This is a genomic window from Pseudomonas sp. A34-9, from assembly GCF_029543085.1.
Lineage (GTDB): Bacteria > Pseudomonadota > Gammaproteobacteria > Pseudomonadales > Pseudomonadaceae > Aquipseudomonas.
This window is the reverse complement of the sequence record NZ_CP119967.1, coordinates 4,838,728-4,864,451: the sequence shown is the minus strand read 5'-3', so window position 1 is coordinate 4,864,451 and position 25,724 is coordinate 4,838,728. Positions and strand designations below refer to the sequence as shown.

Genomic DNA, 25,724 nt, shown 5'->3' with positions numbered 1-25,724 from the left:
ATATTCGTGTGCTGGTGTTCGCGGATCGGTGGGGCTTACCCTTCCAACTCAATGTTTTCCGCCATGGCAAGTTTCTCAAGTTGTTCAATCACATAGCCTTCATTGCGACTGTTGTAATCCTCGACCCGTGAGCGTTTCGGGTTCTCGATCATGTGACGCCGCCAACTGGAAGCCTGGTAGTAAATCGACAGGTTTTCCCAACTGGTGACCAGTACGGCGTTGTCAGGGAAGAACGGCACGCTAAAGGCGGGCAACCCGCCATAGGTGGCGATGACCTGGGCGCCCTCGATCCGTTCTTTCTCGCTCGGGGTATCGCCTTGCTTGGCGTACAGCTTCGCCTTGTCAGCGGCCAGCAGGTCGCCGCCGATGATTGCAATCAGGTCGCCCGCGTCACGAAACACCAGGTCAACCATCTGTTTAACGTCATGAACCAGGGCATCGAGGTTGGCATAGTCGCCACCTGTGCCGAGCCTGATCTTGCCTGCAGTGGTGCCCTCGCTGAGTACCTGGGCAGGGATTTGCTCGCGGGCCTGCTGGAGCCATCCCTTGTTCACGTCCTGGAGCATTGGATAGGCACTGATATCGGTTTGCGGGGCTGCGTGCGTGCCATGGAATCCGACCAGCATGCGATCAAGGGCAATTTGTTTTTGCACCGACCCTGTATAGCGGTCCTGGAAGTCCGGGAACTTGGCCCAAGCGTCGATCTTGGCGAATGGCAAGGCTACGTCTGACTCTGTTGACGCCAGTTCGTAGGAGTTGTTTTCCAGGCTGGAAAAGTCCTTGGCTTCGCGCTCTGTGGTTTTGGTGTTGGTGCGGCTTGTGACTGGGCTGGAGACACCGAGGAAGACCTTGTCGCCTTTAATTTCACTGACCGGCACCACGTTGATACGCTCCAGAAAATCGGCCTTTGCAGCGATTTTATCATTGAGTTCCTGGGCGACTGAGGGCTCGACCGCAAAGGTACGGGTGACACTGTCAGTTTTGTAGGTTTCGGCGATAGCTTCTTGCAGGTGCAGGTACTTTGAACTGGCGCTAGAACTGAGGCTGCGGCTCACAAATGTTTCCTTTTTTTATCAAGAGAGAGTTGGCCTATTGGTTGAGCGGAATTCCTATCTGGCCAGGAACAGAAACGAAAAACACAACATATGGTGTTATAAATTTCATCATGACACAATATGTTGTGTTTTTAGCGATGTCTTTACGGGGTGGTAGGTGCGGGTTTATTGCAAAGAGTGTGGAGAGAAAGCGCGGATTTCATCGCGTGATGACGTTTCCCCATCATTCGCTCGGCTCTACTGCCAGTGTTTGAACGCCAAGGGCTGTGGTCACCGCTTTGTAATGACCCTGGCGTTCTCTCATGCACTGGTTCCGGCAGCAGAGCCGATAGATCGGATGCTGTTCGACCGGCTGCACGCGCTCCCACGTAAGCAGCAGCGTGAAATGTTTGAGCAGTTAGGTATTTCGTCAGCGTGACCAAGCTCTGGTAGCGCTAAAAAACAAAGCCCCGCCGGGAGACCGAGCGGGGCTTTTTCATTCAGTTTTCAGTCAGTCGTGTTGAAGGGCTTAAAGCTGCTCGCCAAGAGGTAGGGGACTTCGGACGCCAGGTGTATCTGGGTAGTATTTGGCTGAGGCTGAGTTTTTTATTAATTCTGTTTGGCGATCTGTCAACAAAAAAATACACCATCCCCCTTATTGAACGTCTGATTTCGAAAACCCGAGGGATCTCAGGAATCAAGGGCTAACCCTTATAAACCGGGCCTTTCAGAGCCTTGTGACAATCCCTGTCTTTTTTTTCAGGGAATGGTGCGGTGACGGGAGCCCTTATTGAACAGAGTTGTATTCCCTTATCCCTACTCTCGTATCTATTAAGGGATTGATGAAAGCCACGTAGTTTCTGGGCTGTTCCCTTATTCCCTTGATCCCTTTAGATAACGACACTTTGCAGGACAGTATAAGTACGTGCCGCTTGACGACCGTCTGCGCATTTGAACTCACCGTTTGAGGTTAAAGGGTGCAGGCTGAGGCGAACTTGGCGGTTAGCGATGGCCGAAACCAAGGAGCGAGCATTAGGGAATGTCTGACCATGGCATGCAGCCTGAGAAGCGACGGGTGCTCACTGGCTGGCTCCGTCCTGTTCCAGTTTCTTAGGGTCAATCACGTAGAAACGAGCATCGCCACCGCCTGGCGTGTTGTAGCGTTTCATCGTCCGCTTCTGATTGGCCTCCACGTCCACCTTGGCCAGCGCTTCAACCCCTTGGAGCGCACGAACAATACGATTTCTACCAAAGCCCATGGCGGCCTCTTCCAGGGCTGGGGTGTTGAACAGGTAGAGTCGTTTTCCAAGCTCTATTTCGTAGTAGCCCGCCCGGTTGTTAACGGTCCCGTTTGGATGGTTGTCGTGCACACTGGAAAAGCGACTGTCCCCGTGCCGAGCAATAAAGTGAGCGATGCCACGCAGGATTTGGCGGTCTTCTGCGTTGCCGTCACCTGCGGTCGCAAGCCATTCGTTGAACAGAAGACAGCAGGCTTTTGTGGCTGTGCCTTCCGGCCATTTGAGTAGCTTGCGACGGATAGCCAATTCACCAGCCAGCGCCATAATTGCGAAACGATCAGCAACCCGGCCAGCCTGCGAGCTGTCGGTGCCAAAAACTTCCCGCTCTTTCCGGAATGCGCGGTGCAGATCCTCGGGCTGTTGAATTAGCGACTCCACGAACGCTGGCCCGAGGTGGCCATAGTGCTGTGACACGGCGTCGTTAAGAATCCGGTGAAACTCCTGTCCGGTCAGACCATGCACATCATCGAAGGCGCGATGGGTACGAGTACCGGCATTCACGTCCACCATCCGCAACTCGGCCCCCGCGTGCGCACTGCTGCCTCCGATGGCGGCATGGTCTGATAGCGATCGTTCACCACTGGAGAGCGCGAGTACACGCCAGGTCAATTTGGCGCGTCCCTCACGCTCGCGGGTCATTGTGCCTTTGCCCGTGCCGTTGGCGATGGCATACGCCATTTCCTGGACGCGCTTGGGATCAGCGCGCTTGATTTCGTCCAGGATCAACACGGTGTCATTGCGCGAAGCAGCCTCGATCTCGACACCACCCTTTGACACGTCCCACGACGCTGCGAAGGCGCCAGGGTTGCCCCAAATCGAAGCCGCCAAGAGCTGGGCGAGCGACTTGCCGCTTGATGAATCGCCCACCAAGTGAACGCCACCGCCATTAACTCCTACCTTGGCGAGCAGAGGTCCAGCCAAAGCGCAGCAGACCGAAAGAATCAACACAGGGTTGCCCAGGCAGCGTGTAGCAATCTCGGTTTGCCAGCCACTGAGAGTCCCCTTGCAGGTGAATACGTTCATAGCCCGGCCTGAGTCCTGGAAACGCACGTTATCCCCGCCAATGACGCGAGAGGGCAGCACAAATGCCCCAGACTCATGCCAACCGGGTTTAGTGGTGGTCGCGATCACCAACTCAGGCGATTGGTGGCTGGCCAGGTATGGAACGATCTGGCGTCGTTGGTGGTGCTCGATTACCAGGCCCCGACTCATCAAAACCTTCATGACCTCATCACCTTTACCGGCCAGTGCTTCCATAGGCATGACCCACTCGATGCGCCTTCCTCGGTGGCTGAAAGAGAGAAGTCGCCCAATGGTGCCGTCCTCTGAATTAACCGTTTCAGCTTCAACGTTTAAAGGTGTGCAGATCCAGTGATCCACCGGAATGGCCTTTTCCTCCGCGCCACCTTGTTTTAGGCCGTGGTACCAGGTGCCCGCCTTATACGTTTTGCCCTCGACGGTGCAGGTTTGTTCATATACCGCAAAACGCGGTCGCTCCAGCTTGTCGGGTGACGGCGCCTTGGGGTCGCCGACTAGGCTCAAGGTAGGATTTTTTTCGTGGGTGTTCATGGCTTGCGGCTCTCTCTGTACTGACCGGATAGCCAGAGGTACAGGTCGTTGAAGTCTGATAGGTTGGTTGGGCTGCCTTGTGGCCAGTCAGGAAACACCACAAGGGCGTCAGTTGTACGGGCGGCTTGGTTGGCGGCGGTTCTTCCAGGATTGCCGAGCGTTTCGCGGTCATCATCACCAGCGATCACCAGCTCCAAGCGCTCGCCATAACGCTCACGCATTGTCATAGCCACCGGCTTGAGATTGCCTGCGTTCATGGCACAAATCACTGGGCTACCCGTGTTGTGGTGCAGGGTTGCGCCGGTTGCCCAGCCTTCGCAGACATAAAGGCGGCAGCCTTCGGAGATTTTGCCTAGGGGGGAGTAGCATCCTTGCACTCGACCTCCAGACAGGAAGCGTTTGCCGCCGTCCGGCGTGATGGTTTGTAGATTGACCAAGCGGCCATCGTGGCAGAGAGGCACCAACAGACGGCCATGGCTCAACTGACGTAGTTGAAGGGGCGCTACACCCTTTGCCAGCAGGTAGGTATGTAAGCGTTCGGCGGGCTTCGCCATTTTCCAAAGTTGTGCTGCCTGTCGAGCAGTGGCCAGGTGCTTTTCTTCCTGGAGTTGCTGTGCGCGCAGAGTGGATGCGATGCGCTCCTGTTCGGTGTGCAAGCGGCGCTCCTCGAGCTGCTGAACATCGTCGGACGTGAGGTTGAACAGGCCCAGGCGTAGACGTTCATCAATCTCCTTTGCTGCCTCCAGCTGCCTACAATTGCGTAGGTAGGCCAGCAGCGACACCAGATCGCCACCGTGAGCAGAGCTATCGGCAAAGTCATTCCACCGGCCAGAGTCGAGTGACACGCCAAAGGAGCCAGCTTGCCGGTCTCCGCGGGCAATATTGGGCGCTACCCATTCGCGGCCTTTTCGCCCGCCTTTTGGGAGCCATTCAGGCAAGAGTGTTTCAGCAGCGGCCAGAGCGTGCAGTGCAGTTTGTCGAATCAGGTCGAGAGGGCTGAGCTTTGTCATTTGCTCGCCACCTCTAGCGCAGATACCGGTACAAACTGGTGGTTGGCATCAAGTGTGTAGGAGGTGAATGGTGTGAGGTTATTTTCGCCAATGTAGCCAGTAACCGTTCTGTACCGGTTCGACTGGGCATCCAAATATCTCAGGCGGATCTCTCCGCCTGGGCCAGCGCTTACGGTGCCATACAACCCGGCGGTGGCAGTGCCTCGAATTCCTGCATTGGCATTACCGTGGTCTCCGGCAATTGCATTGCCCATGATTCCTGCTGAGGCGGTACCGTAGGTTAGGGCGCGAGCTTCGCCGCCACACCCAGCGCTGGCGATACCCCACTCTCCTGCGATTGCCGTGCCGAAATCGCTGGCATAGGCGTACCCCCTATCTCCCACTGATGCTGTACCACATTCTCCGGCAAACGCCCGACCTCGATCACCAGCGACGGCGACCCCGAAATTTCCCGCAGTTGCAGTGCCATGGTTTCCTGTGGTTGCCATCCCTGCAGCCCCAACACGAACTCGCCGTCGGTTGCCAACATGACGGCACGCGCCAATAACTGCCGCTTTCCTGCTGCGTGGCTCATGCTGTTCTAGATACTTGGTTGCAGTTAGCCTGTCGCCGGTATGAAGGACGACGCCATGGCTAAAGGAGACCTGGCCTTCTTGAATCACAAGGCCAGAAACTTCCACCTCAACGACCTGAAAGCGTGTATCGCTTCGCAAGATAACTTCGGCGTTTCGGCATTCCCCTTCACCGAATAACCAGCCGTATAGCATGCCTTCAACGCCATCGGTCGCCCGGATTTTTCTTGGATAGTTCCGACTTTCTATGGCTTTACACGTCCGCAAAACTAGAACTTTTCCTGCGCTGACAGCGTGAATAGGAGTGCCGTTGCGCACTGTATTTACTGCCATTTGGGCTTTTATCGGACAAGCCGATTCCGTCAGCGCAACTTTGCGCTGTTGAAAGTTCATCATGGTCACACCCTCTGTTCGATAGCTTTGTGCTGTACGTTCAAGCGTTTAGCGCATTGAGAGTTCAGTTTTGGCTGATTGAATCAGCGTGCTTATTTCGTCTTTCATCAGGTCTAGGAATGACGAGTAGAGCTGGGGAGATACAGAATGTGGTCGGGTTACCTCACCGGAGAGCAACTGCACCAGGTCGATTGAGTCGCGCACCGATTCCAACTTGTAAAAGTCTTCCTCTGACATGGTATAGGGGCGGTTCATTGAGCCGCTTCCTGAGTCAGTGTGCGGACAATGGTCGTGTGGGGAGCGGAGCGATTGAGGCGTAAGGATGTTGGTGAGTTTGCTCGGAGGGCGTTCGAGGCAATGGGGCGGTGAATGTATGCGCTGGCAAGGCTTGCTGGTAGCAGAGTAATATTAGTGAGTTGCATGGCTTTCTCCCAGAATATCTATGTGATTCGTCGTGTCAGTGCTCGCAACACTGACTCGACACTTTTTTGTCTGACCTCGGTTCTGAAGGTCTTTTGCGGGCTCTAATTCTTTTCTGGTGTGCTTTCCTTGAGGCTTTCGTACTCAACGGGCGCCGCCCTTCGCTGTGCGCTCAATCCACGCCTTCAGTTCAGTCATTAGGATCAGACGTCGCCGGCCGAGCTTGAATGCTTTGAGGTCGCCTGAGGCAATCACTTCATAGATGCCTGACCGCGAGTAGCCGGTTAGGCGTGCAGCGTCTTCGACTCCTACAGACAGCGATGGCGCAGTTTTTTCGTGGTTCATTCCTTTCTCCTTGAGCGCTTTGGTGGACTGTACGATACTGGATCGGACGTAAGCATATTATTTGTAAGTAACATAACATGCAAGCGAATCGTGTTACTTACCAATTGGAGCAAGCATGGCAAACCGGTCAAAAAAGGTCGTGATCTCAGCAAGGATTGAGCCCTACCTCAAGGCGGCACTAGACACTGCTGCGGCTGCACGGAATGAGAAAATCGTGAAGGTGCTGGAAACTGTGATCGAGGAAGGCCTAAACGAAATGTTCGTGCCCAATCCATTTCAGGGTGGGAGCCTTGAAGGCGGCGAGATTAATTTCATGGCCGCATTCGAGGCTATATGGTCCGAGGATGAGGTGCTTTTCAAACTCAGATCGGGGGCAATGGGTCCTAGATTCTCAGGCGAAACGTTATGGCGTCAGGCAAGCGTTGTCGTCACCTCTGAATATTTCAAAGGAGACTATGACCTCTATGGTGACTTAAATGGACATGCGCAAAAGTTGAGTGCTACCTGCAAAAAATACTTTGTGAATTTAGAATTGGTAAGGGGGGAGTGGCCACTTATTGAAGGCTATATCTCATTTTTGGATGCTAACAAAAACCTGTCCCCTTCATACGAAGGTTATAAGAAAATCCTGGAAGCCTCTGGCTCTAAATAAGCTCTACAGCCGCAGCCTTAGTGCCTGGTGCTAAGTGTGCATAGCGTAGAGTCATTTTAATATCTGAGTGTCCCAGTAGATCGCGTACCGTGTTGAGCGGTACGCCTGCCATCACCAGGCGTGATGCAAAGTCATGACGCATATCGTGCCATCGAAATTCGCTGATCTTGGCTCGCTCAAGTAGATTGAGCCAAGCGCTCTTAACATCGTCTAGACGACCTCCATCCTTGCTGGGAAATACGTACCTGGATTTTCCAGATTGCTTTCCCCAGCTCTCTAAGGTGCTCAGAACTTCCTTGTTCATTGGTATGTGCCGGGTGTCATTTGTCTTGGATGTATCGCCCTTGATTGTGATTGTCTTAGTTTCGAAGTTTATGGCAAGCCACTTAAGGTTGAACAGTTCGCCCCGTCTCATGCCGGTGTTAAGTGATACCAGGACCATTGGTTTTAAATGGTCGGTGAACGGCAGCTCTAAAAGGCTGGGGAATGGCTCCCTGTTTCTATCAATGCGCCACTTATTTGCACTTTCACGTTCGGTACGCATTTCATCTTGTCGAGCGTCCAGTGCTTCGCGCAGTCGTTTGGTTTCTTCTTTGTTCAGGTAGCGCACTAATGCCATTGAGTCGACCTTGAGTTGCTTGACCTTGGTCAGAGGGTGCGTGCTGATGTAGTCCCATTCCACCGCCCGGCTGAAGACTCCACTGATCGAACCCATTTTCCGATTCACCGTCGATGCCTTGTTGCCTATCTGCATCCAGTTCGTTCGAATCTGCTCCAGGTCGCGGCCAGTTATCGAGTCCAGGCGCTGAGGCATGATTGCCTCGAAGTTGTTGTCCAAGGTGTGCAGGGTCTTCTCATGGCCTCTGTGGTGCGTTTTAAACCACGGCATATATGTGTCGTCGATGAAGTCGCGTAGGGAGGGCAGGGTAGCGCCCCTGCGTCCTTGGATAACGGCGAGGGGTTCACCATGGGCATGAGCGTCGGCAAGGTATTGAGCTGCCTCTGTTCTTGCCTGATCGAGCGTCAGGACCCCAACCCTGCCAAGAGTTGCATTCTTGTTGCGGCCCCAGGTGACCATGAATGACTTGTGGCCGCTGGGGAGTACCCGGATAAAGAAACCGGGCTGAACCGTGTCATGCACACGGTAAACCTTTGCCTCGGCCTCTAGGCTATTGATGAGTTTCTGGGTGATCTTGCTTTTCATTGTTCCGATCCGTGACAGCAGCGTGACAGCAAAAAGCACTATACGGGAGCGTTTTGTGGGACTCAACCAGACTATAACTGCCTGATAGTGCGGGGAAATCCCTGTGGCTGCGATCTATTTATTAGCCCTCCTAAGGGGAAGGTTGGCAGTTCGAACCTGCCCTGGGACACCATCTATTATTGAACTCCTCTCCTTTGATATTCGCGACCGTGTGCTCAAGCGTTGGCTTTGTTACGTGCCAGGGTGGGTTTGCTTGCGCTTTCAGTTAGAGGGGGGGATCCGAGTGAGGGTTATGTGAGCGCCTCTATATAGAAGGCTTTCCCTGCTCTGATAGAAAAGTACAATTAACGCTTGACGGCAGATTTCAGATGTCTATAATTCGCCCCACTTCCGGCGCAGTCGAAACGGAAAACTCCTTGAGATTCAATGAGTTATGTAGGTTTCGGCGGCAGGTTGCTTCAGTTCATCGAAGCCAGAAGGAAGTTGAAAAAGAGGTGTTGACAGCAGCGTGTAACGCTGTAGAATTCGCCTCCCGCTGACGAGAGATCGGAAGCGCAAGTGGTTGAAGTTGTTGAAGAATTCTTCGAAAACTTCTGAAAATAATCACTTGACAGCAAATGAGGCTGCTGTAGAATGCGCGCCTCGGTTGAGACGAAAGATCTTAACCAGCCGCTCTTTAACAACTGAATCAAGCAATTCGTGTGGGTGCTTGTGGGGTCAGACTGATAGTCAACAAGATTATCAGCATCACAAGTTACTCCGCGAGAAATCAAAGATGTAACCAACGATTGCTGAGCCAAGTTTAGGGTTTCTTAAAAACCCAAAGATGTTTGAACTGAAGAGTTTGATCATGGCTCAGATTGAACGCTGGCGGCAGGCCTAACACATGCAAGTCGAGCGGATGAGAGGAGCTTGCTCCTGGATTCAGCGGCGGACGGGTGAGTAATGCCTAGGAATCTGCCTGGTAGTGGGGGACAACGTTTCGAAAGGAACGCTAATACCGCATACGTCCTACGGGAGAAAGCAGGGGACCTTCGGGCCTTGCGCTATCAGATGAGCCTAGGTCGGATTAGCTAGTTGGTGAGGTAATGGCTCACCAAGGCGACGATCCGTAACTGGTCTGAGAGGATGATCAGTCACACTGGAACTGAGACACGGTCCAGACTCCTACGGGAGGCAGCAGTGGGGAATATTGGACAATGGGCGAAAGCCTGATCCAGCCATGCCGCGTGTGTGAAGAAGGTCTTCGGATTGTAAAGCACTTTAAGTTGGGAGGAAGGGTTGTAGATTAATACTCTGCAATTTTGACGTTACCGACAGAATAAGCACCGGCTAACTCTGTGCCAGCAGCCGCGGTAATACAGAGGGTGCAAGCGTTAATCGGAATTACTGGGCGTAAAGCGCGCGTAGGTGGTTCGTTAAGTTGGATGTGAAATCCCCGGGCTCAACCTGGGAACTGCATTCAAAACTGTCGAGCTAGAGTATGGTAGAGGGTGGTGGAATTTCCTGTGTAGCGGTGAAATGCGTAGATATAGGAAGGAACACCAGTGGCGAAGGCGACCACCTGGACTGATACTGACACTGAGGTGCGAAAGCGTGGGGAGCAAACAGGATTAGATACCCTGGTAGTCCACGCCGTAAACGATGTCAACTAGCCGTTGGGAGCCTTGAGCTCTTAGTGGCGCAGCTAACGCATTAAGTTGACCGCCTGGGGAGTACGGCCGCAAGGTTAAAACTCAAATGAATTGACGGGGGCCCGCACAAGCGGTGGAGCATGTGGTTTAATTCGAAGCAACGCGAAGAACCTTACCAGGCCTTGACATCCAATGAACTTTCCAGAGATGGATTGGTGCCTTCGGGAGCATTGAGACAGGTGCTGCATGGCTGTCGTCAGCTCGTGTCGTGAGATGTTGGGTTAAGTCCCGTAACGAGCGCAACCCTTGTCCTTAGTTACCAGCACGTTATGGTGGGCACTCTAAGGAGACTGCCGGTGACAAACCGGAGGAAGGTGGGGATGACGTCAAGTCATCATGGCCCTTACGGCCTGGGCTACACACGTGCTACAATGGTCGGTACAAAGGGTTGCCAAGCCGCGAGGTGGAGCTAATCCCATAAAACCGATCGTAGTCCGGATCGCAGTCTGCAACTCGACTGCGTGAAGTCGGAATCGCTAGTAATCGTGAATCAGAATGTCACGGTGAATACGTTCCCGGGCCTTGTACACACCGCCCGTCACACCATGGGAGTGGGTTGCACCAGAAGTAGCTAGTCTAACCTTCGGGAGGACGGTTACCACGGTGTGATTCATGACTGGGGTGAAGTCGTAACAAGGTAGCCGTAGGGGAACCTGCGGCTGGATCACCTCCTTAATCGACGACATCAGCTGCTCCATAAGTTCCCACACGAATTGCTTGATTCATTGAAGAAGACGATAGAAGCAGCTTTAAGCTCCAAGCTGATAGCTCCAAGCTAACAGTTACGCGCTCGAAATTGGGTCTGTAGCTCAGTTGGTTAGAGCGCACCCCTGATAAGGGTGAGGTCGGCAGTTCGAATCTGCCCAGACCCACCAATTTTGTTATGGGGCCATAGCTCAGCTGGGAGAGCGCCTGCCTTGCACGCAGGAGGTCAGCGGTTCGATCCCGCTTGGCTCCACCATATAACTGCTTCTGAAAGCTTAGAAATGAGTATTCCATTGAGAATATTGATTTCTAGTCTTTTGATTAGATCGTTCTTTAAAAATTTGGGTATGTGATAGAAAGATAGACTGAACGTTACTTTCACTGGTAACGGATCAGGCTAAGGTAAAATTTGTGAGTTCTCTTAGTTGAGAAATTCGAATTTTCGGCGAATGTCGTCTTCACAGTATAACCAGATTGCTTGGGGTTATATGGTCAAGTGAAGAAGCGCATACGGTGGATGCCTTGGCAGTCAGAGGCGATGAAAGACGTGGTAGCCTGCGAAAAGCTTCGGGGAGTCGGCAAACAGACTTTGATCCGGAGATGTCTGAATGGGGGAACCCAGCCATCATAAGATGGTTATCTTGTACTGAATACATAGGTGCAAGAGGCGAACCAGGGGAACTGAAACATCTAAGTACCCTGAGGAAAAGAAATCAACCGAGATTCCCTTAGTAGTGGCGAGCGAACGGGGACTAGCCCTTAAGTGGCTTTGAGATTAGCGGAACGCTCTGGAAAGTGCGGCCATAGTGGGTGATAGCCCTGTACGCGAAAATCTCTTGGTCATGAAATCGAGTAGGACGGAGCACGAGAAACTTTGTCTGAATATGGGGGGACCATCCTCCAAGGCTAAATACTACTGACTGACCGATAGTGAACTAGTACCGTGAGGGAAAGGCGAAAAGAACCCCGGAGAGGGGAGTGAAATAGATCCTGAAACCGTATGCGTACAAGCAGTGGGAGCAGACTTTGTTCTGTGACTGCGTACCTTTTGTATAATGGGTCAGCGACTTATTTTCAGTGGCGAGCTTAACCGAATAGGGGAGGCGTAGCGAAAGCGAGTCTTAATAGGGCGTCTAGTCGCTGGGAATAGACCCGAAACCGGGCGATCTATCCATGGGCAGGTTGAAGGTTGGGTAACACTAACTGGAGGACCGAACCGACTACCGTTGAAAAGTTAGCGGATGACCTGTGGATCGGAGTGAAAGGCTAATCAAGCTCGGAGATAGCTGGTTCTCCTCGAAAGCTATTTAGGTAGCGCCTCATGTATCACTGTAGGGGGTAGAGCACTGTTTCGGCTAGGGGGTCATCCCGACTTACCAAACCGATGCAAACTCCGAATACCTACAAGTGCCGAGCATGGGAGACACACGGCGGGTGCTAACGTCCGTCGTGAAAAGGGAAACAACCCAGACCGTCAGCTAAGGTCCCAAAGTTATGGTTAAGTGGGAAACGATGTGGGAAGGCTTAGACAGCTAGGAGGTTGGCTTAGAAGCAGCCACCCTTTAAAGAAAGCGTAATAGCTCACTAGTCGAGTCGGCCTGCGCGGAAGATGTAACGGGGCTCAAACCATACACCGAAGCTACGGGTATCACCTTCGGGTGATGCGGTAGAGGAGCGTTCTGTAAGCCTGTGAAGGTGAGTTGAGAAGCTTGCTGGAGGTATCAGAAGTGCGAATGCTGACATGAGTAACGACAATGGGTGTGAAAAACACCCACGCCGAAAGACCAAGGTTTCCTGCGCAACGTTAATCGACGCAGGGTTAGTCGGTCCCTAAGGCGAGGCTGAAAAGCGTAGTCGATGGAAAACAGGTTAATATTCCTGTACTTCTGGTTATTGCGATGGAGGGACGGAGAAGGCTAGGCCAGCTTGGCGTTGGTTGTCCAAGTTTAAGGTGGTAGGCTGAGATCTTAGGTAAATCCGGGATCTTAAGGCCGAGAGCTGATGACGAGTGTTCTTTTAGAACACGAAGTGGTTGATGCCATGCTTCCAAGAAAAGCTTCTAAGCTTCAGGTAACCAGGAACCGTACCCCAAACCGACACAGGTGGTTGGGTAGAGAATACCAAGGCGCTTGAGAGAACTCGGGTGAAGGAACTAGGCAAAATGGCACCGTAACTTCGGGAGAAGGTGCGCCGGTGAGGGTGAAGGACTTGCTCCGTAAGCTCATGCCGGTCGAAGATACCAGGCCGCTGCGACTGTTTATTAAAAACACAGCACTCTGCAAACACGAAAGTGGACGTATAGGGTGTGACGCCTGCCCGGTGCCGGAAGGTTAATTGATGGGGTTAGCTAACGCGAAGCTCTTGATCGAAGCCCCGGTAAACGGCGGCCGTAACTATAACGGTCCTAAGGTAGCGAAATTCCTTGTCGGGTAAGTTCCGACCTGCACGAATGGCGTAACGATGGCGGCGCTGTCTCCACCCGAGACTCAGTGAAATTGAAATCGCTGTGAAGATGCAGTGTATCCGCGGCTAGACGGAAAGACCCCGTGAACCTTTACTATAGCTTTGCACTGGACTTTGAATTTGCTTGTGTAGGATAGGTGGGAGGCTTTGAAGCGTGGACGCCAGTTCGCGTGGAGCCATCCTTGAAATACCACCCTGGCAACTTTGAGGTTCTAACTCAGGTCCGTTATCCGGATCGAGGACAGTGTATGGTGGGTAGTTTGACTGGGGCGGTCTCCTCCTAAAGAGTAACGGAGGAGTACGAAGGTGCGCTCAGACCGGTCGGAAATCGGTCGTAGAGTATAAAGGCAAAAGCGCGCTTGACTGCGAGACAGACACGTCGAGCAGGTACGAAAGTAGGTCTTAGTGATCCGGTGGTTCTGTATGGAAGGGCCATCGCTCAACGGATAAAAGGTACTCCGGGGATAACAGGCTGATACCGCCCAAGAGTTCATATCGACGGCGGTGTTTGGCACCTCGATGTCGGCTCATCACATCCTGGGGCTGAAGCCGGTCCCAAGGGTATGGCTGTTCGCCATTTAAAGTGGTACGCGAGCTGGGTTTAGAACGTCGTGAGACAGTTCGGTCCCTATCTGCCGTGGACGTTTGAGATTTGAGAGGGGCTGCTCCTAGTACGAGAGGACCGGAGTGGACGAACCTCTGGTGTTCCGGTTGTCACGCCAGTGGCATTGCCGGGTAGCTATGTTCGGGAAAGATAACCGCTGAAAGCATCTAAGCGGGAAACTTGCCTCAAGATGAGATCTCACTGGAACCTTGAGTTCCCTGAAGGGCCGTCGAAGACTACGACGTTGATAGGTTGGGTGTGTAAGCGCTGTGAGGCGTTGAGCTAACCAATACTAATTGCCCGTGAGGCTTGACCATATAACACCCAAGCAATTTGCTGACTCGAGAGAGCACCAGATTGCGGTGTGTGAAGACGAAACGAACCGAAAGTTCGACTGCACCTAAAAAGGCAGCACAAAACACCGAAAGCTACCACATACCCAATTTGCTGAAGCGCGGCCCTCTGGCCACGATTCGGTACCCGAATTTCTTGACGACCATAGAGCGTTGGAACCACCTGATCCCATCCCGAACTCAGCAGTGAAACGATGCATCGCCGATGGTAGTGTGGGGTTTCCCCATGTGAGAGTAGGTCATCGTCAAGATTAAATTCCGAAACCCCAATTGCGAAAGCAGTTGGGGTTTTGTTTTGCCTGTAGAAAAGTTTTTACAACGCCTGGATCCGCCCCAACCGTCGCAAGAACTGCCATTGGGGAAATTCCTTCTGAAGTGACCGCACAGTTCATCCAGATCCTGCAAAGTGTAAGAGGTCAGGCCAGTCTCGGCAGCGTCAGTCACCCGCGAAGCGGTCAACGCTCGCCATTCATTGGCCGTAACGCCTTTGGGCCGCGCTGTCGGAAAGTGCGTTATCGAAGCGTCATCTTCATTGGCATCGCCGTGAAAATCGCCGGCAGTCGTTTTGACGGCGAGCGCCAGCCGCCATTGCCTGCTGTATAAACAGCAGCGCACAGACAGACGTGATGCAGCGTCCTTTGATGTACACGATGTAAACCCTGTAGTGGAAAGTTGCACCCGCGCGCGGGGTAATCGTTGGGCGAGGAATCTTGAAGCGCCGGCTTCAGGGAACGGCACCTCTGGCCGATAACCCATTCGGTGACTTAAAAGTCGCGCGAAATCGCTTGATAGCATTTGGCCGCCAGCTATCATCTGCGCGCCTGAAATTGCCCTCACTTCAATTGCCTGGAAATCTTCGATGCTGTCGTATCACCAAAAGAGTTTTCTGATCGTCGATGATTTCTCGGATTTCCGCAGTTCCGTGCGTTCGATGCTACGTGAGCTTGGGGTCAAGGATGTCGACACCGCCGACACTGGTGAACAGGCGCTGAAGATGTGCGCGCAGAAGTCCTACGATTTCATTCTGCAGGATTTCCACCTTGGCGACGGCAAGAAGAACGGACAGCAGGTACTCGAAGACCTGATGCTGGAAAAGCTCATCAGCCATGAAGCAGTGTTCGTCATGGTCACCGCCGAGACCAGTCAGGCGATGGTGCTCAGTGCCCTGGAGCACGAGCCGGATGCGTACCTGACCAAACCGTTCAACCGTTCCGGTCTGGCCCAGCGCCTGGAGCGTCTGGAACAGCGCAAGACATTGCTCAAACCGATTCTGCAGGCCCTCGACCGTGGCAAACCGGTCGAGGTGCTAAACGCCTGCATCGCCCTGTGCAAGCAGGACATCCGTTATTCGCCGCTGTGCCTGCGCTACCGCGCTGATGCGCTGCGCGACATGAACCAGAACGAAGCGCTGGAACGCCTTTACGACAGCATCATTGCCGACCGACCGTTGCCGTGGGCATTTGCCGGATTGGGCAAGTTGCTGTTCAAGCGCGGTCAGGTTGCACAGGCTAAAGGGGTTTATGAAAAAGCGCTGAAGGTGTTCCCGATGATGCCGTCGCTGTATGACGGCATGGCCGATGTGCTGGTATCGGAGGGCGATACCAAAGGTGCGCAGCAAGTGCTCGAAGAAGCGATTCGCCTATCACCATTGGCGGTGCGTCGGCAGGCATTGCTGGGCAAACTGGCGATGGCCAACGAGGATTTCGACACCGCTTCGCGCGCCTATCGCCAGGCGGTGTCGCAAGGTGCGCAGTCGCGGTTCAAGGACCCGGAAAGCAACTTGGGTCTGGCCCATGCGCTGATCAGCAAGGGCAGCGAGCGCGGTCTCGATACGCGCACGCGGCTGGAAATCAACACGACCCTCAGTGCCGTGGCCAAGGAGAATCCGACCGACCCCGGCTTGCAGATTCGAGCGCGCCTGATGAAGGCCACCAGCCTGCTGCTCAACGATGCCGAAACCGCCGACAAACTCACCGAGCAAGCGCTGATGCGTCTCGACGGCATGGAGCAGTTCATGAGCCCGGAAGCGGCGCTGCTGGTCGCCAAGCAGTTGCAGATGCTCGGTCAGGCCGAGGCGGGCACCTCGATGCTCAAAAGCTGTGCGGAGATCTACGGTGACGACCCGGCTGTGATGAAAGACATCGCCAAGCTGACCGATGACCCGACTATTCTCAGCTCCAGCAACGCCGCTGCCGACCTCAATCGTCAGGGCGTGCGAGTGTACAAGACCGGTAATCTGGTGGAGGCCCGCGAGGTCTTCCGCAAGGCGCTGAAGATGCAACCGAAGAACATCAGTATCGCCCTGAACATGGCCCAGTCGCTGCTCCATGGCACCGACACCAGTGTGCCGTCGGCCGAGCTGGAAGAATGTCGGGCCTGCCTGAAAATGGTTGGCCTGATGCCCGACACCGACGCGCGTTATGCGCGTTATCAGAAGCTGAAAAGCAAGGCGTTTGGCGAATGAGTAACGACAAGCAGGCGCTGGATTTTTCCACGGTGATTGCCTCCACCGTCCACGACATGAAGAACTCGCTGGCCTTGCTGATGCAGGCCCACAGCCAATGGCTCGCGCGATTGCCGCAGGCGCAGCGCGAAGGTTCGGAGCAGGGCGTCATCGACTTCGAGTTCGCCCACCTCAACGGCATGCTGGTGCAGTTGCTCGGGCTGTACAAACTCGGCGTCAACCAGATGCCGCTGCAACCGGCGTATCACGAACTGGACGACTTTATCGAGGCTCAACTGGCGGCGCATCAAGAGGTGTTTGCCAGTCGCGGCATCATCGCCACTTATGAGGTCGACCCGCTAAGCCCACTGGGTTTCTTCGACCGAGAGCTGGTTGCCTCGGTGCTGGGTAACTGCATCAATAACGCGATTCGTTATGCCCGCGAATCGCTGTTGATTACCGTCAGCGACGAGGCCGGGCAACTGGTGCTGAGCATCAACGACGACGGCGACGGTTACCCGGCCGAGATGCTCGAGCGTCAGGCCGACTATGTGCAAGGCATCAACCACAGCAGTGGCAGCACCGGGCTCGGTTTGTATTTCGCCAATCGTATCGCGGCGCTGCATCAGCGCAACGGTGTTGAAGGTCGCACCGAAATCCGCAATGGCGGACCGCTTGGTGGCGGGGTGTTCAGCCTTTATCTGCCGTGACAAAGGTTTTTGTTTGACGCTGCTTGATATTCCGAACAGCCGAAGCCTATTTTGTACGGGTCGCCGTTCGCGGCTCGCACAATAACAAGGATTGCGTCATGACAACCGATGGCCAGCGTTCACTCGCGCAGCGATTGACCGGCATTGATGAGATTGAATGTGTCACGCCGGATTTGAACGGCGTACCACGGGGCAAGGTGATGACCGCCGAGGGATTCCTCGAAGGGCGGCGTTTGCAGCTGGCGCGAGGCGTGCTGCTGCAATGCATCATGGGTGGTTACCCGGCGGCACGGTTTTACGGCAGCGATGACGGCGATCTCGCCTTGATTGCCGAACCGAGCCAGATCCATCGTTTGCCATGGAGTGACGACCCGCGCGCCCTGGCGATTTGCGATGCCGATGAACTGAGCGGCGAAAGCTCCAACCTGTCGACCCGTGGCCAACTCAAGAAAGTTATCGCGCGTTATGCGGCTCGTGGTCTGGCGCCGGTGGTGGCGCCCGAGCTGGAATTCTTTGTCTTCGCGCCGAATACCGATCCGACTCAGCCGTTCCGTCCGCCGGTTGGCCTCGACGGTCGTCGCGAAGACGGTTTGTCGGCGTTCAGTGTCAGTTCCAACAACGGTCTGCGGCCGTTCTTCAGCGAAGTCTATAAATGCATGGCCGCCCTTGGCCTGCCGCGCGATACCTTCATGCACGAAATGGGCGTCAGCCAGTTCGAGATCAATCTGCTGCACGGTGATCCGCTGCTGCTGGCCGACCAGACGTTCCTGTTCAAGCACCTGCTCAAGGAAGTCGCGCTCAAGCACGGCCTGACCGTGGTGTGCATGGCCAAACCGCTGGCCCACACGCCGGGCAGTTCGATGCACATTCACCAGAGCATCGTCGACATCGACAGCGGCAAGAATGTGTTCAGTGACGCGCACGGTGAGCCGACCGCGATGTTCCGCCACTTCATCGGTGGGCAGCAGGCGGGCATGGCCGATTTCACCGCGTTGTTTGCACCCAACGTGAATTCCTATCAGCGCCTGTGCCATCCGTATGCATCGCCGAACAACGCGTGCTGGTCCCACGACAACCGTGCCGCCGGGCTGCGAATTCCGGCCAGTGCGCCGATTGCTCGTCGGGTGGAAAATCGTCTGCCGGGCGCCGATGCGAATCCGTACCTGGCGATCGCCGCCAGTCTGGCTGCGGGTCTGCATGGTATCGAGCATGAACTTGAGCCGACCGAGGCGATTCAGGGCGAGTTCGAGGTCCCGGACAACCTCTCGCTGCCGTGTACCTTGCACGCCGCGCTTGAACGTCTGAAACGTAGCCAACTGGCGAGGGAACTGTTCGGACAGGAGTTCATCGAAGGCTACATCGCTTCGAAGACCATGGAGTTGACCAGCTTCTTTGATGAAATCACTCCCTGGGAACGGCGTGTTCTAGCAGCCCAGGCCTGACGAACTGTCGCCACCGGGCTATCGTTTTGATAGCCCGGTCTTTACTGCAAGGAGCCGCTCGGAACGCCGATGCGCCAAATCTGGAAATCCTTTCGAGCGCTGTATTTCGCCTCGCTGATGATGTTGATCGGCTCGGGCCTTTTATCCACTTATCTGGCCTTGCGTCTGGCCGCTGACCATGTCGATGGACTGTGGGTCGGTGCGCTGATGGCAGCCAACTATTTCGGCCTGGTGCTGGGCGGCAAGATCGGTCACCGCTTGATCGCCCGGGTCGGGCATATCCGCGCGTATTCGGCGTGCGCCGGGATTGTCGGCGCGGCGGTGCTCGGCCATGGTCTGGTGGACTGGCTGCCGGCGTGGCTGGTGCTGCGGACCATCGTCGGTCTGGGCATGATGTGCCAATACATGGTGATCGAGAGCTGGCTCAACGAGCAGGCCGATGCCAATCAGCGTGGCCTGGTGTTCAGCGGCTATATGATCGCTTCGTATCTCGGACTGGTGCTGGGTCAGCTGATTCTGGTCATGCATCCGGGGCTGGGCCTGGAACTGCTGATGCTGGTCGCCTTGTGCTTTGCTTTGTGTCTGGTGCCGGTGACGCTGACCCGGCGCATTCACCCGGCACCGTTGCATCCGGCGCCGATGGAGCCACGGTTCTTTATCAAACGAGTGCCGCAGTCGTTGAGTACGGTGCTCGGTGCCGGCCTGATCATCGGCTCCTTCTACGGTCTGGCGCCGCTGTATGCCTCGCAGCAGGGGCTGTCGACCGAGCAGGTCGGTTTGTTTATGGGTAGCTGCATTTTTGCCGGCCTGTTGGTGCAGTGGCCATTGGGCTGGCTGTCTGATCGCTATGACCGGGCGCTGCTGATTCGTTGCTTTGCCGGGTTCCTGGCGGTGGCGGCGTTGCCGCTGGCGATCCTTCCGCACGTGCCGCTGGAAGTGTTGTTCGGGGTTGGCTTCCTGTGTTCGCTGGTGCAGTTCTGTCTGTATCCATTGGCGGTGGCGTTCTCCAACGACCACGTTGAAGGTGATCGCCGGGTGTCGCTGACGGCGATGCTGCTGGTCACTTACGGTGTCGGCGCGAGCATCGGGCCGTTGCTCGCAGGCGTGCTGATGAAGCTGTTCGGTAGCCAGAGCCTGTATGCGTTCTTCAGCTTTTTCGCGTTGGTGCTGGTGTGGCGGATCCGCCCGAAAGCCGTGACCAATCTGCACCAGGTCGACGATGCACCGCTGCATCACGTGGCCATGCCCGACAGTATGTCCAGCTCGCCGCTGGTGGCAGCCCTCGACCCTCGGGTAGACGAGCAAGTGGTGCAGGAGCAGATGCAGAATACCGTGGCGCCTGAGCCAGAACCGCAACCTGATCCAGAGCCTGAAGTTCAGCCTGATCCGGCGGTGGTGCCTGACCCGGATGACGACAGCGATAAACCGTCGCCGGACATCAGCGGTGCGCGGCCCTGATATCTGCAGGTCGCAGTTATCCATAGTGAATGGATGAACTGTGGTGAGGGGACTCAGCGCTGCCGGATCATTTGAGCAGGCATAAAAAAGGGCAGTCCCATTCGGGGCTGCCCTTTTTTGTGTTTGCGTGCGAATCAGAGATCGTCTTTATCGAAACGCCGTGCTTCACGCTGCAACTGATAAACAAAGCGCTCAACGTTGCGTGCGGCCTGACCACTGATGTTGTGGAAGCGCAGGCCGGCAAAGGTGATGTTGAGTTTTTCTTCGAAGTGCAGATAACGCAGTTCGACGGAGGTTGGCTGGTTGCCGAACAGTGGCGGGGCGATCAAGCGGTCATAGACCTGACCCAGTTGCAGGCGATCGGTGATATCGCCTTCGAAACGCAGCTTGCAGCCGGTCGCGGAGATATCCAGCAGTTTGCCGTTGATCGGCGCCTTGAGCTTTTCGCCGCCCAGTTCAACGCTGACCAGATCAGTCAGTTTCAGCGCTGCACGGAATGCATTGCGGCGCTGGTGGTAAACCACTTCGGTCGGTAGCTCGCCGGTGTAGAAGCGGTCACCTTGCGATTCCTCGATATTCAGCGTGCCGGTGCATTCCCAGGCGATGCGCACGCCATCGTGAAAACCTTCGACCCTGAAAGGCTCGCCGGCCAGCAGGAAGCGTTCGCCATCACGCGGGATCATCTCGTCCAGAGCAATCGAAGCGCTGTCGCGGTCGACTTTGATCAGGTAGCTTTGGAAGCGCTGGCTGCGCTCATGAAAGGTGATGATCAGCGGATCGTGGCTTTCTTGCAGCTGGCGCAGGTTGCTGGAGATTTCCAGTGGCGTGGTGAGCACCTTAGGGGGCTGCGGAGCATCATCCGCGCTGAGGGCGTTGGACACGGTTTATCAATCTCCAGACAAAATATGACGACTTGCCAGCATTTTGCCAGCATGTTCCGCGGGTTGATAGTGCTGGCGCATCAACGGCTCATGCCTGGCTGAGCGGACGCGGTATGGCAGGTTTGGCAAAAGTACCGCTGGCGTTATAAAGCGCCGGCGCTTCGCCACCGGTGAGGATCTTCAACTGATTGGCCGTGGCGGCCTGCTGGATCTGAATGGACTGGCCATTCTTGACGTTGGCGGCCTGGCACTGAGCGATCAGATCGGTCAATGCATCGCCTTGCGTCAGCAGCTGCTCGCCAATGCTCGACTGGCTGGCCAGTTGCTCAAGACCTGTGCGATCGGTCGGCAGGTTGAGGCTGGCGAGGATCTCGCTGCGTTTGCGGCCATGCTGTTCAAGCAGAATGATCAATGCCTGTTTGTGCGCCAGAATTTCTTCCAGCAGAGGCATGTCGCGACCATGCAACGCGAGGGATTCGGTTTGCAGCAACTCCAGCAATTGTTGAGCTGGAGCAAAGTCGTCGTTGATCAATTGCAATAAATTAGTGTCGTGCATGGCTGGCCTTGGGTGTTAAGCGTCCAAAAGCCTCGCGCCGGCAAAGGCCTAGCGCTGGGCTTCGAAGTTGAGCAGTTTGCTGGCTACACGGTTGCTGTCGACTTTATAGCTGCCATCGGCAATCGCGGCTTTCAACTCGGCCACGCGGGCTTTGTCGACAGCAGGCTGATCGCGCAGCTTGTCAGTGACCTTCTGCAACTGTTGAGCCTCATTGCTGAGGTGTACCGATTCCCCGCTTTTTGCGGTACTGGCCGGTTCGGCCTGGGTATTCAGCGGCGCGGAGGTGCCGGTTTCGGCGGTTTCCTTGGCGTTGCTGGTACGTGTACTGCCCGTAAGTGACGAGGAGCTGTTCAAACGGCTGAAATCGATGACCATGATAAAAACCTCTGGGAATTTGGACGCTTGCCATGTTTTCGGCCATCCCCTGGAAAACTTTAGGCACATTTACTCATGAGCCTTGCATGCGCCGACGCGTGTCCTGCTGCGGCACAGTTTAGGGAACAGCCGGGGTCAGCGCCAGTTTTCTACATCGCGACTTCCACTTGGCCGGGCGCGGTGACTTGCGCCTTGATGACCCGTTGCGAGTTGAGGTTTTTCACCCGGATCTGTTCTTTCAAACCGCCATTGGCCAGCGCTTCACCGGGCATGCGCACGGCGAGTGTGCCGCTGCGCGCAGTGATGACCACTTGATCGCCCTTGCGAATGACTTCGGCCTGTTCCAGATGAACCAGGGTAATGACCTGATCGGCTACCGTTGGTCGGGTTAATTTCTGCCCGATCGCTTCGTCTACCGAGGTCAGAAAGCCTTGATTGATCTGGCTGATGTCGCGTTCGCGCAAGGTCACGTCCTGCGGCTCGATAATGCCGGCACGTTTGAGCGGTCGCGTGGTGGTCACGATCTCGCGAAACAGGCGGACTTGAGCGGGCACGAACACGGTCCAGGGCGAGGCGCCCTCACAGCGAACCTTCACGGTAACCCGGCCCAACGGACGTGCCGGGCTCTCCAAAGTCGCTGTCAATTCCTTGTCGCACATAGGCATGCGCATACGGGGGTCGAGCTGGTTAACTTCGATTTCGTAGCGGCCTTCCGTTTGACTGGTAGCCAGATAGTCTTCTACGGTGAACTCAAGAAAGCCCTGAGTGACGCCGATAAGCATGTCAGGCAAGGTAACCGCATCAGCAATGGCAGGGCTGCCAGCGAAAAAGCAGCAAATGGCGCACGCAGTACAAAGCCCTCTGCGAAGAGGCGATGTCAGGCGTCGGAAAAATGTCGTTTGAGCGTTCATACGGGTTAAAAAGCAAGCGCCGTGCCGTTTAGCAATGAATGTGCGTCGCAACAACACTTGGCGTTGGTGTAGGAGTCTGGGCATGGCTGGTGTAATGGATTCGGTGAACCAGCGCACGCAACTGGTAGGGCAGAATCGCCTGGAGCTGTTGTTGTTCCGTCTCGACGGCCAGCAGCTCTATGGAATCAACGTGTTCAAGGTGCGGGAAGTGTTGCAGTGCCCGTCGCTGACGTTGATGCCCAAGTCCAGTCCTGTCGTGTGCGGGGTGGCAAATATCCGGGGGGCGACCATTCCGATCCTTGATCTGGCAATGGCCACCGGTTCCGGAGCGTTGAAAGACAAGAACAACCCGTTCGTGATCATCACGGAGTACAACACCAAGACCCAGGGTTTCCTGGTCCGCTCGGTGGAGCGCATCGTCAACATGAACTGGGAAGAAATACATCCACCACCCAAGGGCACGGGTCGCGATCATTACCTGACCGCTGTGACTCGGGTGGACAATCAGTTAGTCGAAATCATCGACGTCGAGAAAGTGCTGGCCGAAGTTGCGCCGACACCGGAAGCGATTTCGGTGGGCGTGGTCGATGTCGAGACCCAGACCAAGGCACTGTCGTTGCGTGTCTTGACGGTCGATGACTCATCGGTGGCGCGCAAGCAGGTCACGCGTTGCCTGCAAACGATCGGCGTCGAAGTCGTGGCGTTGAATGACGGCAAGCAGGCGCTGGATTACCTGCGCAAGCTGGTCGAAGAAGGCAAAAAGCCGGAAGAAGAGTTCCTGATGATGATTTCCGACATCGAGATGCCGGAGATGGACGGGTACACCCTGACGGCAGAAATCCGCGGCGACTCACGCATGCAAAAGCTTCATATCATCCTGCATACTTCGTTGTCCGGGGTATTCAATCAGGCGATGGTCAAGAAAGTCGGTGCCGATGACTTTTTGGCCAAATTCCGTCCTGATGACCTGGCATCCCGGGTAGTCGACCGGATCAAAGCAGCAGATATCAGCTAGGGGCCTTTTGTCCCTGGCGGTCAACACGATTTAAGAGGCGGCATCATTGTCTACGGGTAATTTGGATTTCGAACAGTTCCGGGTCTTCCTGGAAAAAGCCTGTGGCATTTTGCTCGGTGAAAACAAGCAGTATCTGGTCTCGAGCCGTCTCAACAAACTGATGGAGCAGCAAGGCATCAAATCCCTGGGTGAGCTGGTTCAGCGCATCCAGACCCAGCCACGCAGCGGTTTGCGCGAGCAGGTGGTCGATGCCATGACGACCAACGAAACCCTGTGGTTTCGTGACACCTATCCGTTTGAAGTCTTGAAGAACAAGGTGCTGCCTGAAGCGATCAAGGCCAGCCCCAACCAGCGTCTGCGGATCTGGTCGGCCGCCTGCTCGTCGGGCCAGGAACCGTACTCGCTGTCGATGTCCATCGACGAGTTCGAGCGCAGCAACCTTGGCCAGTTGAAGATGGGTGTGCAGATTGTTGCGACTGACCTGTCCGGCCTGATGCTGACCAACTGCAAGACTGGCGAGTACGACAGCCTGGCGATCGGTCGCGGTTTGTCGCCGGAACGCCTGCAGCGTTACTTCGACCCGAAAGGGCCGGGGCGCTGGGTGATCAAGGCGCCGATCAAGAACCGCGTGGAGTTTCGCTCCTTCAACCTGCTCGACAGCTATGCCGCGCTGGGCAAGTTCGACATCGTGTTCTGCCGCAACGTGTTGATCTACTTCTCTGCCGAAGTGAAGAAAGACATCCTGTTGCGCATTCACAGCACGTTGAAGCCGGGGGGGTATCTGTTCCTTGGCGCTTCCGAAGCGCTGAACGGTTTGCCGGACCATTACCAGATGGTTCAGTGCAGCCCGGGGATCATTTACCAGGCGAAGTGAAACAAAGCATCAGGCATAAAAAACGGGAGCCCCAAGGGCTCCCTTTTTTATGCCTGATGCTTTGTTTCATGTAGGAGCTGCCGAAGGCTGCGATCTTTTGATCTTGATCTTTAAAGGCAAAATCAAAGATCGCAGCCTTCGGCAGCTCCTACATGGCAAGGGCAGGGCTGAGAGCGGCAGAAAAGCGGCATCCGGCGGAAACCGGTTGCCGCTTTTCTGGCATTGCCGCTTTGCCGACGTCCCGCAAAGCCCCGGTTTATCGGCGTTTTTGGGTTTGGCACGGCGCTTGCTAAAGCTCAGTTACGAAAAACCGGTCACCTGAAGGTTCCCGACATGAGCATCAGCTTCGATAAAGCGCTCGGCATTCACGAAAAGGCATTGGGCTTCCGCGCCCAGCGTGCCGAAGTGCTGGCCAACAACATCGCCAACGCCGATACCCCGAACTACAAGGCGCGGGATCTGGATTTCTCCAAAGTGCTTGAAGCACAGACCCAGAAAAACGCCAACGGCACCATCGCCCTGAACATGACCAACAGCCGTCACATCGAAGCTGAAGGCCTGGGCAACGGCGACGAATCGCTGATGTATCGCACGCCGATGCAACCTTCGATCGACCAGAACACCGTGGACGCCCAACTGGAACAGTCGAACTACGCGGAAAACGCGGTCGGCTTCCAGGCCAGCTTCACCCTGCTCAACAGCAAATTCAAAGGGCTGGTGTCAGCCCTGCGTGGAGAGTAATC

At 55.3% G+C, this 25,724-nt stretch carries 22 protein-coding genes, 2 tRNA genes and 3 rRNA genes; 16 read left to right on the top strand and 11 right to left on the bottom strand.

Going from position 1 to position 25,724, the window contains the following annotated elements:
- Positions 1–35: 35 nt before the first annotated feature.
- Positions 36–1,055, bottom strand: coding sequence for a phage major capsid protein, P2 family (locus tag P3G59_RS21695; RefSeq protein ID WP_277758900.1), 1,020 nt, complete (start codon positions 1,053–1,055; stop codon positions 36–38).
- A gap of 157 nt (positions 1,056–1,212) precedes the next feature.
- Here P3G59_RS21695 and P3G59_RS21690 point away from each other — a divergent pair, with 157 nt between their 5' ends.
- A complete protein-coding gene (locus P3G59_RS21690; RefSeq protein ID WP_277758899.1) occupies positions 1,213–1,473 on the top strand; it encodes an ogr/Delta-like zinc finger family protein in 261 nt (86 codons plus the stop codon).
- A gap of 640 nt (positions 1,474–2,113) precedes the next feature.
- Here P3G59_RS21690 and P3G59_RS21685 read toward each other — a convergent pair.
- From P3G59_RS21685 to P3G59_RS21665, 5 genes are all read right to left on the bottom strand, one after another.
- Positions 2,114–3,901 (bottom strand): DUF927 domain-containing protein, encoded by a 1,788-nt coding sequence (locus P3G59_RS21685; RefSeq protein ID WP_277758898.1) that lies wholly within the window; start codon positions 3,899–3,901, stop codon positions 2,114–2,116.
- Positions 3,898–4,911, bottom strand: a complete 1,014-nt coding sequence (locus tag P3G59_RS21680; protein ID WP_277758897.1) for a toprim domain-containing protein — start codon at positions 4,909–4,911, stop codon at positions 3,898–3,900. The genes P3G59_RS21685 and P3G59_RS21680 overlap by 4 nt, the downstream gene beginning before the upstream one ends.
- Positions 4,908–5,879, bottom strand: coding sequence for a hypothetical protein (locus tag P3G59_RS21675; protein ID WP_277758896.1), 972 nt, complete (start codon positions 5,877–5,879; stop codon positions 4,908–4,910). The genes P3G59_RS21680 and P3G59_RS21675 overlap by 4 nt, the downstream gene beginning before the upstream one ends.
- A 45-nt stretch (positions 5,880–5,924) precedes the next feature.
- Positions 5,925–6,131 carry a hypothetical protein gene (locus P3G59_RS21670; RefSeq protein WP_277758895.1) on the bottom strand — a complete coding sequence of 69 codons (207 nt, stop codon included), beginning with the start codon at positions 6,129–6,131 and terminating at the stop codon, positions 5,925–5,927.
- A gap of 309 nt (positions 6,132–6,440) precedes the next feature.
- Positions 6,441–6,641 (bottom strand): helix-turn-helix domain-containing protein, encoded by a 201-nt coding sequence (locus P3G59_RS21665; protein WP_277758894.1) that lies wholly within the window; start codon positions 6,639–6,641, stop codon positions 6,441–6,443.
- Between the two features lie 115 nt (positions 6,642–6,756).
- Between P3G59_RS21665 and P3G59_RS21660 the strand changes: the two genes are divergently transcribed.
- Entirely contained in the window at positions 6,757–7,293 is a 537-nt protein-coding gene (locus P3G59_RS21660; RefSeq protein ID WP_277758893.1) for a hypothetical protein, read from the top strand.
- On the opposite strand, the gene P3G59_RS21655 is transcribed toward P3G59_RS21660, so the two are convergent.
- Positions 7,286–8,497 (bottom strand): site-specific integrase, encoded by a 1,212-nt coding sequence (locus P3G59_RS21655; protein WP_277758892.1) that lies wholly within the window; start codon positions 8,495–8,497, stop codon positions 7,286–7,288. The genes P3G59_RS21660 and P3G59_RS21655 overlap by 8 nt on opposite strands.
- A gap of 832 nt (positions 8,498–9,329) precedes the next feature.
- Here P3G59_RS21655 and P3G59_RS21650 point away from each other — a divergent pair.
- The 10 genes from P3G59_RS21650 to P3G59_RS21605 all read left to right on the top strand — a co-directional run bounded on the left by P3G59_RS21650 (position 9,330) and on the right by P3G59_RS21605 (position 20,369).
- Positions 9,330–10,866: ribosomal RNA gene (locus tag P3G59_RS21650) — 16S ribosomal RNA — on the top strand.
- 123 nt (positions 10,867–10,989) lie between these two features.
- A tRNA-Ile gene (locus P3G59_RS21645) sits at positions 10,990–11,066 on the top strand.
- A 10-nt stretch (positions 11,067–11,076) separates the two neighbouring features.
- Positions 11,077–11,152, top strand: a tRNA-Ala gene (locus P3G59_RS21640).
- A 234-nt stretch (positions 11,153–11,386) separates the two neighbouring features.
- Positions 11,387–14,280: ribosomal RNA gene (locus P3G59_RS21635) — 23S ribosomal RNA — on the top strand.
- Positions 14,281–14,451: 171 nt separating this feature from the next.
- Positions 14,452–14,567, top strand: a 5S ribosomal RNA gene (gene rrf / locus P3G59_RS21630).
- The 16S, 23S and 5S rRNA genes sit together here with 2 tRNA genes alongside, the layout of an rRNA operon.
- Positions 14,568–14,691: 124 nt before the next feature.
- On the top strand, positions 14,692–14,919 hold the full coding sequence (locus P3G59_RS21625; protein WP_277758891.1) for a hypothetical protein: 228 nt from the start codon (positions 14,692–14,694) through the stop codon (positions 14,917–14,919).
- Positions 14,920–15,175: 256 nt separating this feature from the next.
- Positions 15,176–16,780, top strand: a complete 1,605-nt coding sequence (locus tag P3G59_RS21620) for a tetratricopeptide repeat-containing response regulator (RefSeq protein WP_277758890.1) — start codon at positions 15,176–15,178, stop codon at positions 16,778–16,780.
- Positions 16,777–17,469, top strand: a complete 693-nt coding sequence (locus P3G59_RS21615) for a HAMP domain-containing sensor histidine kinase (protein WP_277758889.1) — start codon at positions 16,777–16,779, stop codon at positions 17,467–17,469. The genes P3G59_RS21620 and P3G59_RS21615 overlap by 4 nt, the downstream gene beginning before the upstream one ends.
- A gap of 200 nt (positions 17,470–17,669) precedes the next feature.
- Positions 17,670–18,911, top strand: coding sequence for a glutamine synthetase family protein (locus P3G59_RS21610; RefSeq protein ID WP_277762190.1), 1,242 nt, complete (start codon positions 17,670–17,672; stop codon positions 18,909–18,911).
- 69 nt (positions 18,912–18,980) lie between these two features.
- A complete protein-coding gene (locus tag P3G59_RS21605; protein ID WP_277758888.1) occupies positions 18,981–20,369 on the top strand; it encodes an MFS transporter in 1,389 nt (462 codons plus the stop codon).
- A gap of 134 nt (positions 20,370–20,503) precedes the next feature.
- On the opposite strand, the gene P3G59_RS21600 is transcribed toward P3G59_RS21605, so the two are convergent.
- The 4 genes from P3G59_RS21600 to flgA all read right to left on the bottom strand — a co-directional run bounded on the left by P3G59_RS21600 (position 20,504) and on the right by flgA (position 23,092).
- Positions 20,504–21,250, bottom strand: a complete 747-nt coding sequence (locus tag P3G59_RS21600) for a flagellar brake protein (protein WP_277758887.1) — start codon at positions 21,248–21,250, stop codon at positions 20,504–20,506.
- A gap of 88 nt (positions 21,251–21,338) precedes the next feature.
- Positions 21,339–21,806 (bottom strand): flagellar protein FlgN, encoded by a 468-nt coding sequence (locus tag P3G59_RS21595; RefSeq protein WP_277758886.1) that lies wholly within the window; start codon positions 21,804–21,806, stop codon positions 21,339–21,341.
- A 48-nt stretch (positions 21,807–21,854) separates the two neighbouring features.
- Complete coding sequence (flgM, locus tag P3G59_RS21590; RefSeq protein WP_077574151.1) at positions 21,855–22,181, bottom strand: flagellar biosynthesis anti-sigma factor FlgM; 327 nt, start codon at positions 22,179–22,181, stop codon at positions 21,855–21,857.
- A 149-nt stretch (positions 22,182–22,330) separates the two neighbouring features.
- Entirely contained in the window at positions 22,331–23,092 is a 762-nt protein-coding gene (gene flgA / locus P3G59_RS21585) for a flagellar basal body P-ring formation chaperone FlgA (protein ID WP_277762189.1), read from the bottom strand.
- An 82-nt stretch (positions 23,093–23,174) separates the two neighbouring features.
- On the opposite strand from flgA, the gene P3G59_RS21580 reads away from it, so the two are divergent.
- Genes P3G59_RS21580 through flgB form a run of 4 tightly spaced genes read left to right on the top strand, consistent with a single transcriptional unit; the run spans position 23,175 to position 25,722 of the window.
- Positions 23,175–24,107: a chemotaxis protein CheV gene (locus P3G59_RS21580; protein ID WP_277758885.1), complete on the top strand. Its 933-nt coding sequence runs from the start codon at positions 23,175–23,177 to the stop codon at positions 24,105–24,107.
- Between the two features lie 46 nt (positions 24,108–24,153).
- The gene (cheR, locus tag P3G59_RS21575; protein ID WP_007917583.1) at positions 24,154–24,981 is read left to right on the top strand and encodes a protein-glutamate O-methyltransferase CheR; all 828 of its coding nucleotides are present in this window, start codon (positions 24,154–24,156) and stop codon (positions 24,979–24,981) included.
- 49 nt (positions 24,982–25,030) lie between these two features.
- The gene (locus P3G59_RS21570) at positions 25,031–25,303 is read left to right on the top strand and encodes a hypothetical protein (protein WP_277758884.1); all 273 of its coding nucleotides are present in this window, start codon (positions 25,031–25,033) and stop codon (positions 25,301–25,303) included.
- Between the two features lie 11 nt (positions 25,304–25,314).
- A complete protein-coding gene (gene flgB / locus P3G59_RS21565) occupies positions 25,315–25,722 on the top strand; it encodes a flagellar basal body rod protein FlgB (protein WP_007917581.1) in 408 nt (135 codons plus the stop codon).
- Positions 25,723–25,724 lie beyond the last annotated feature (2 nt).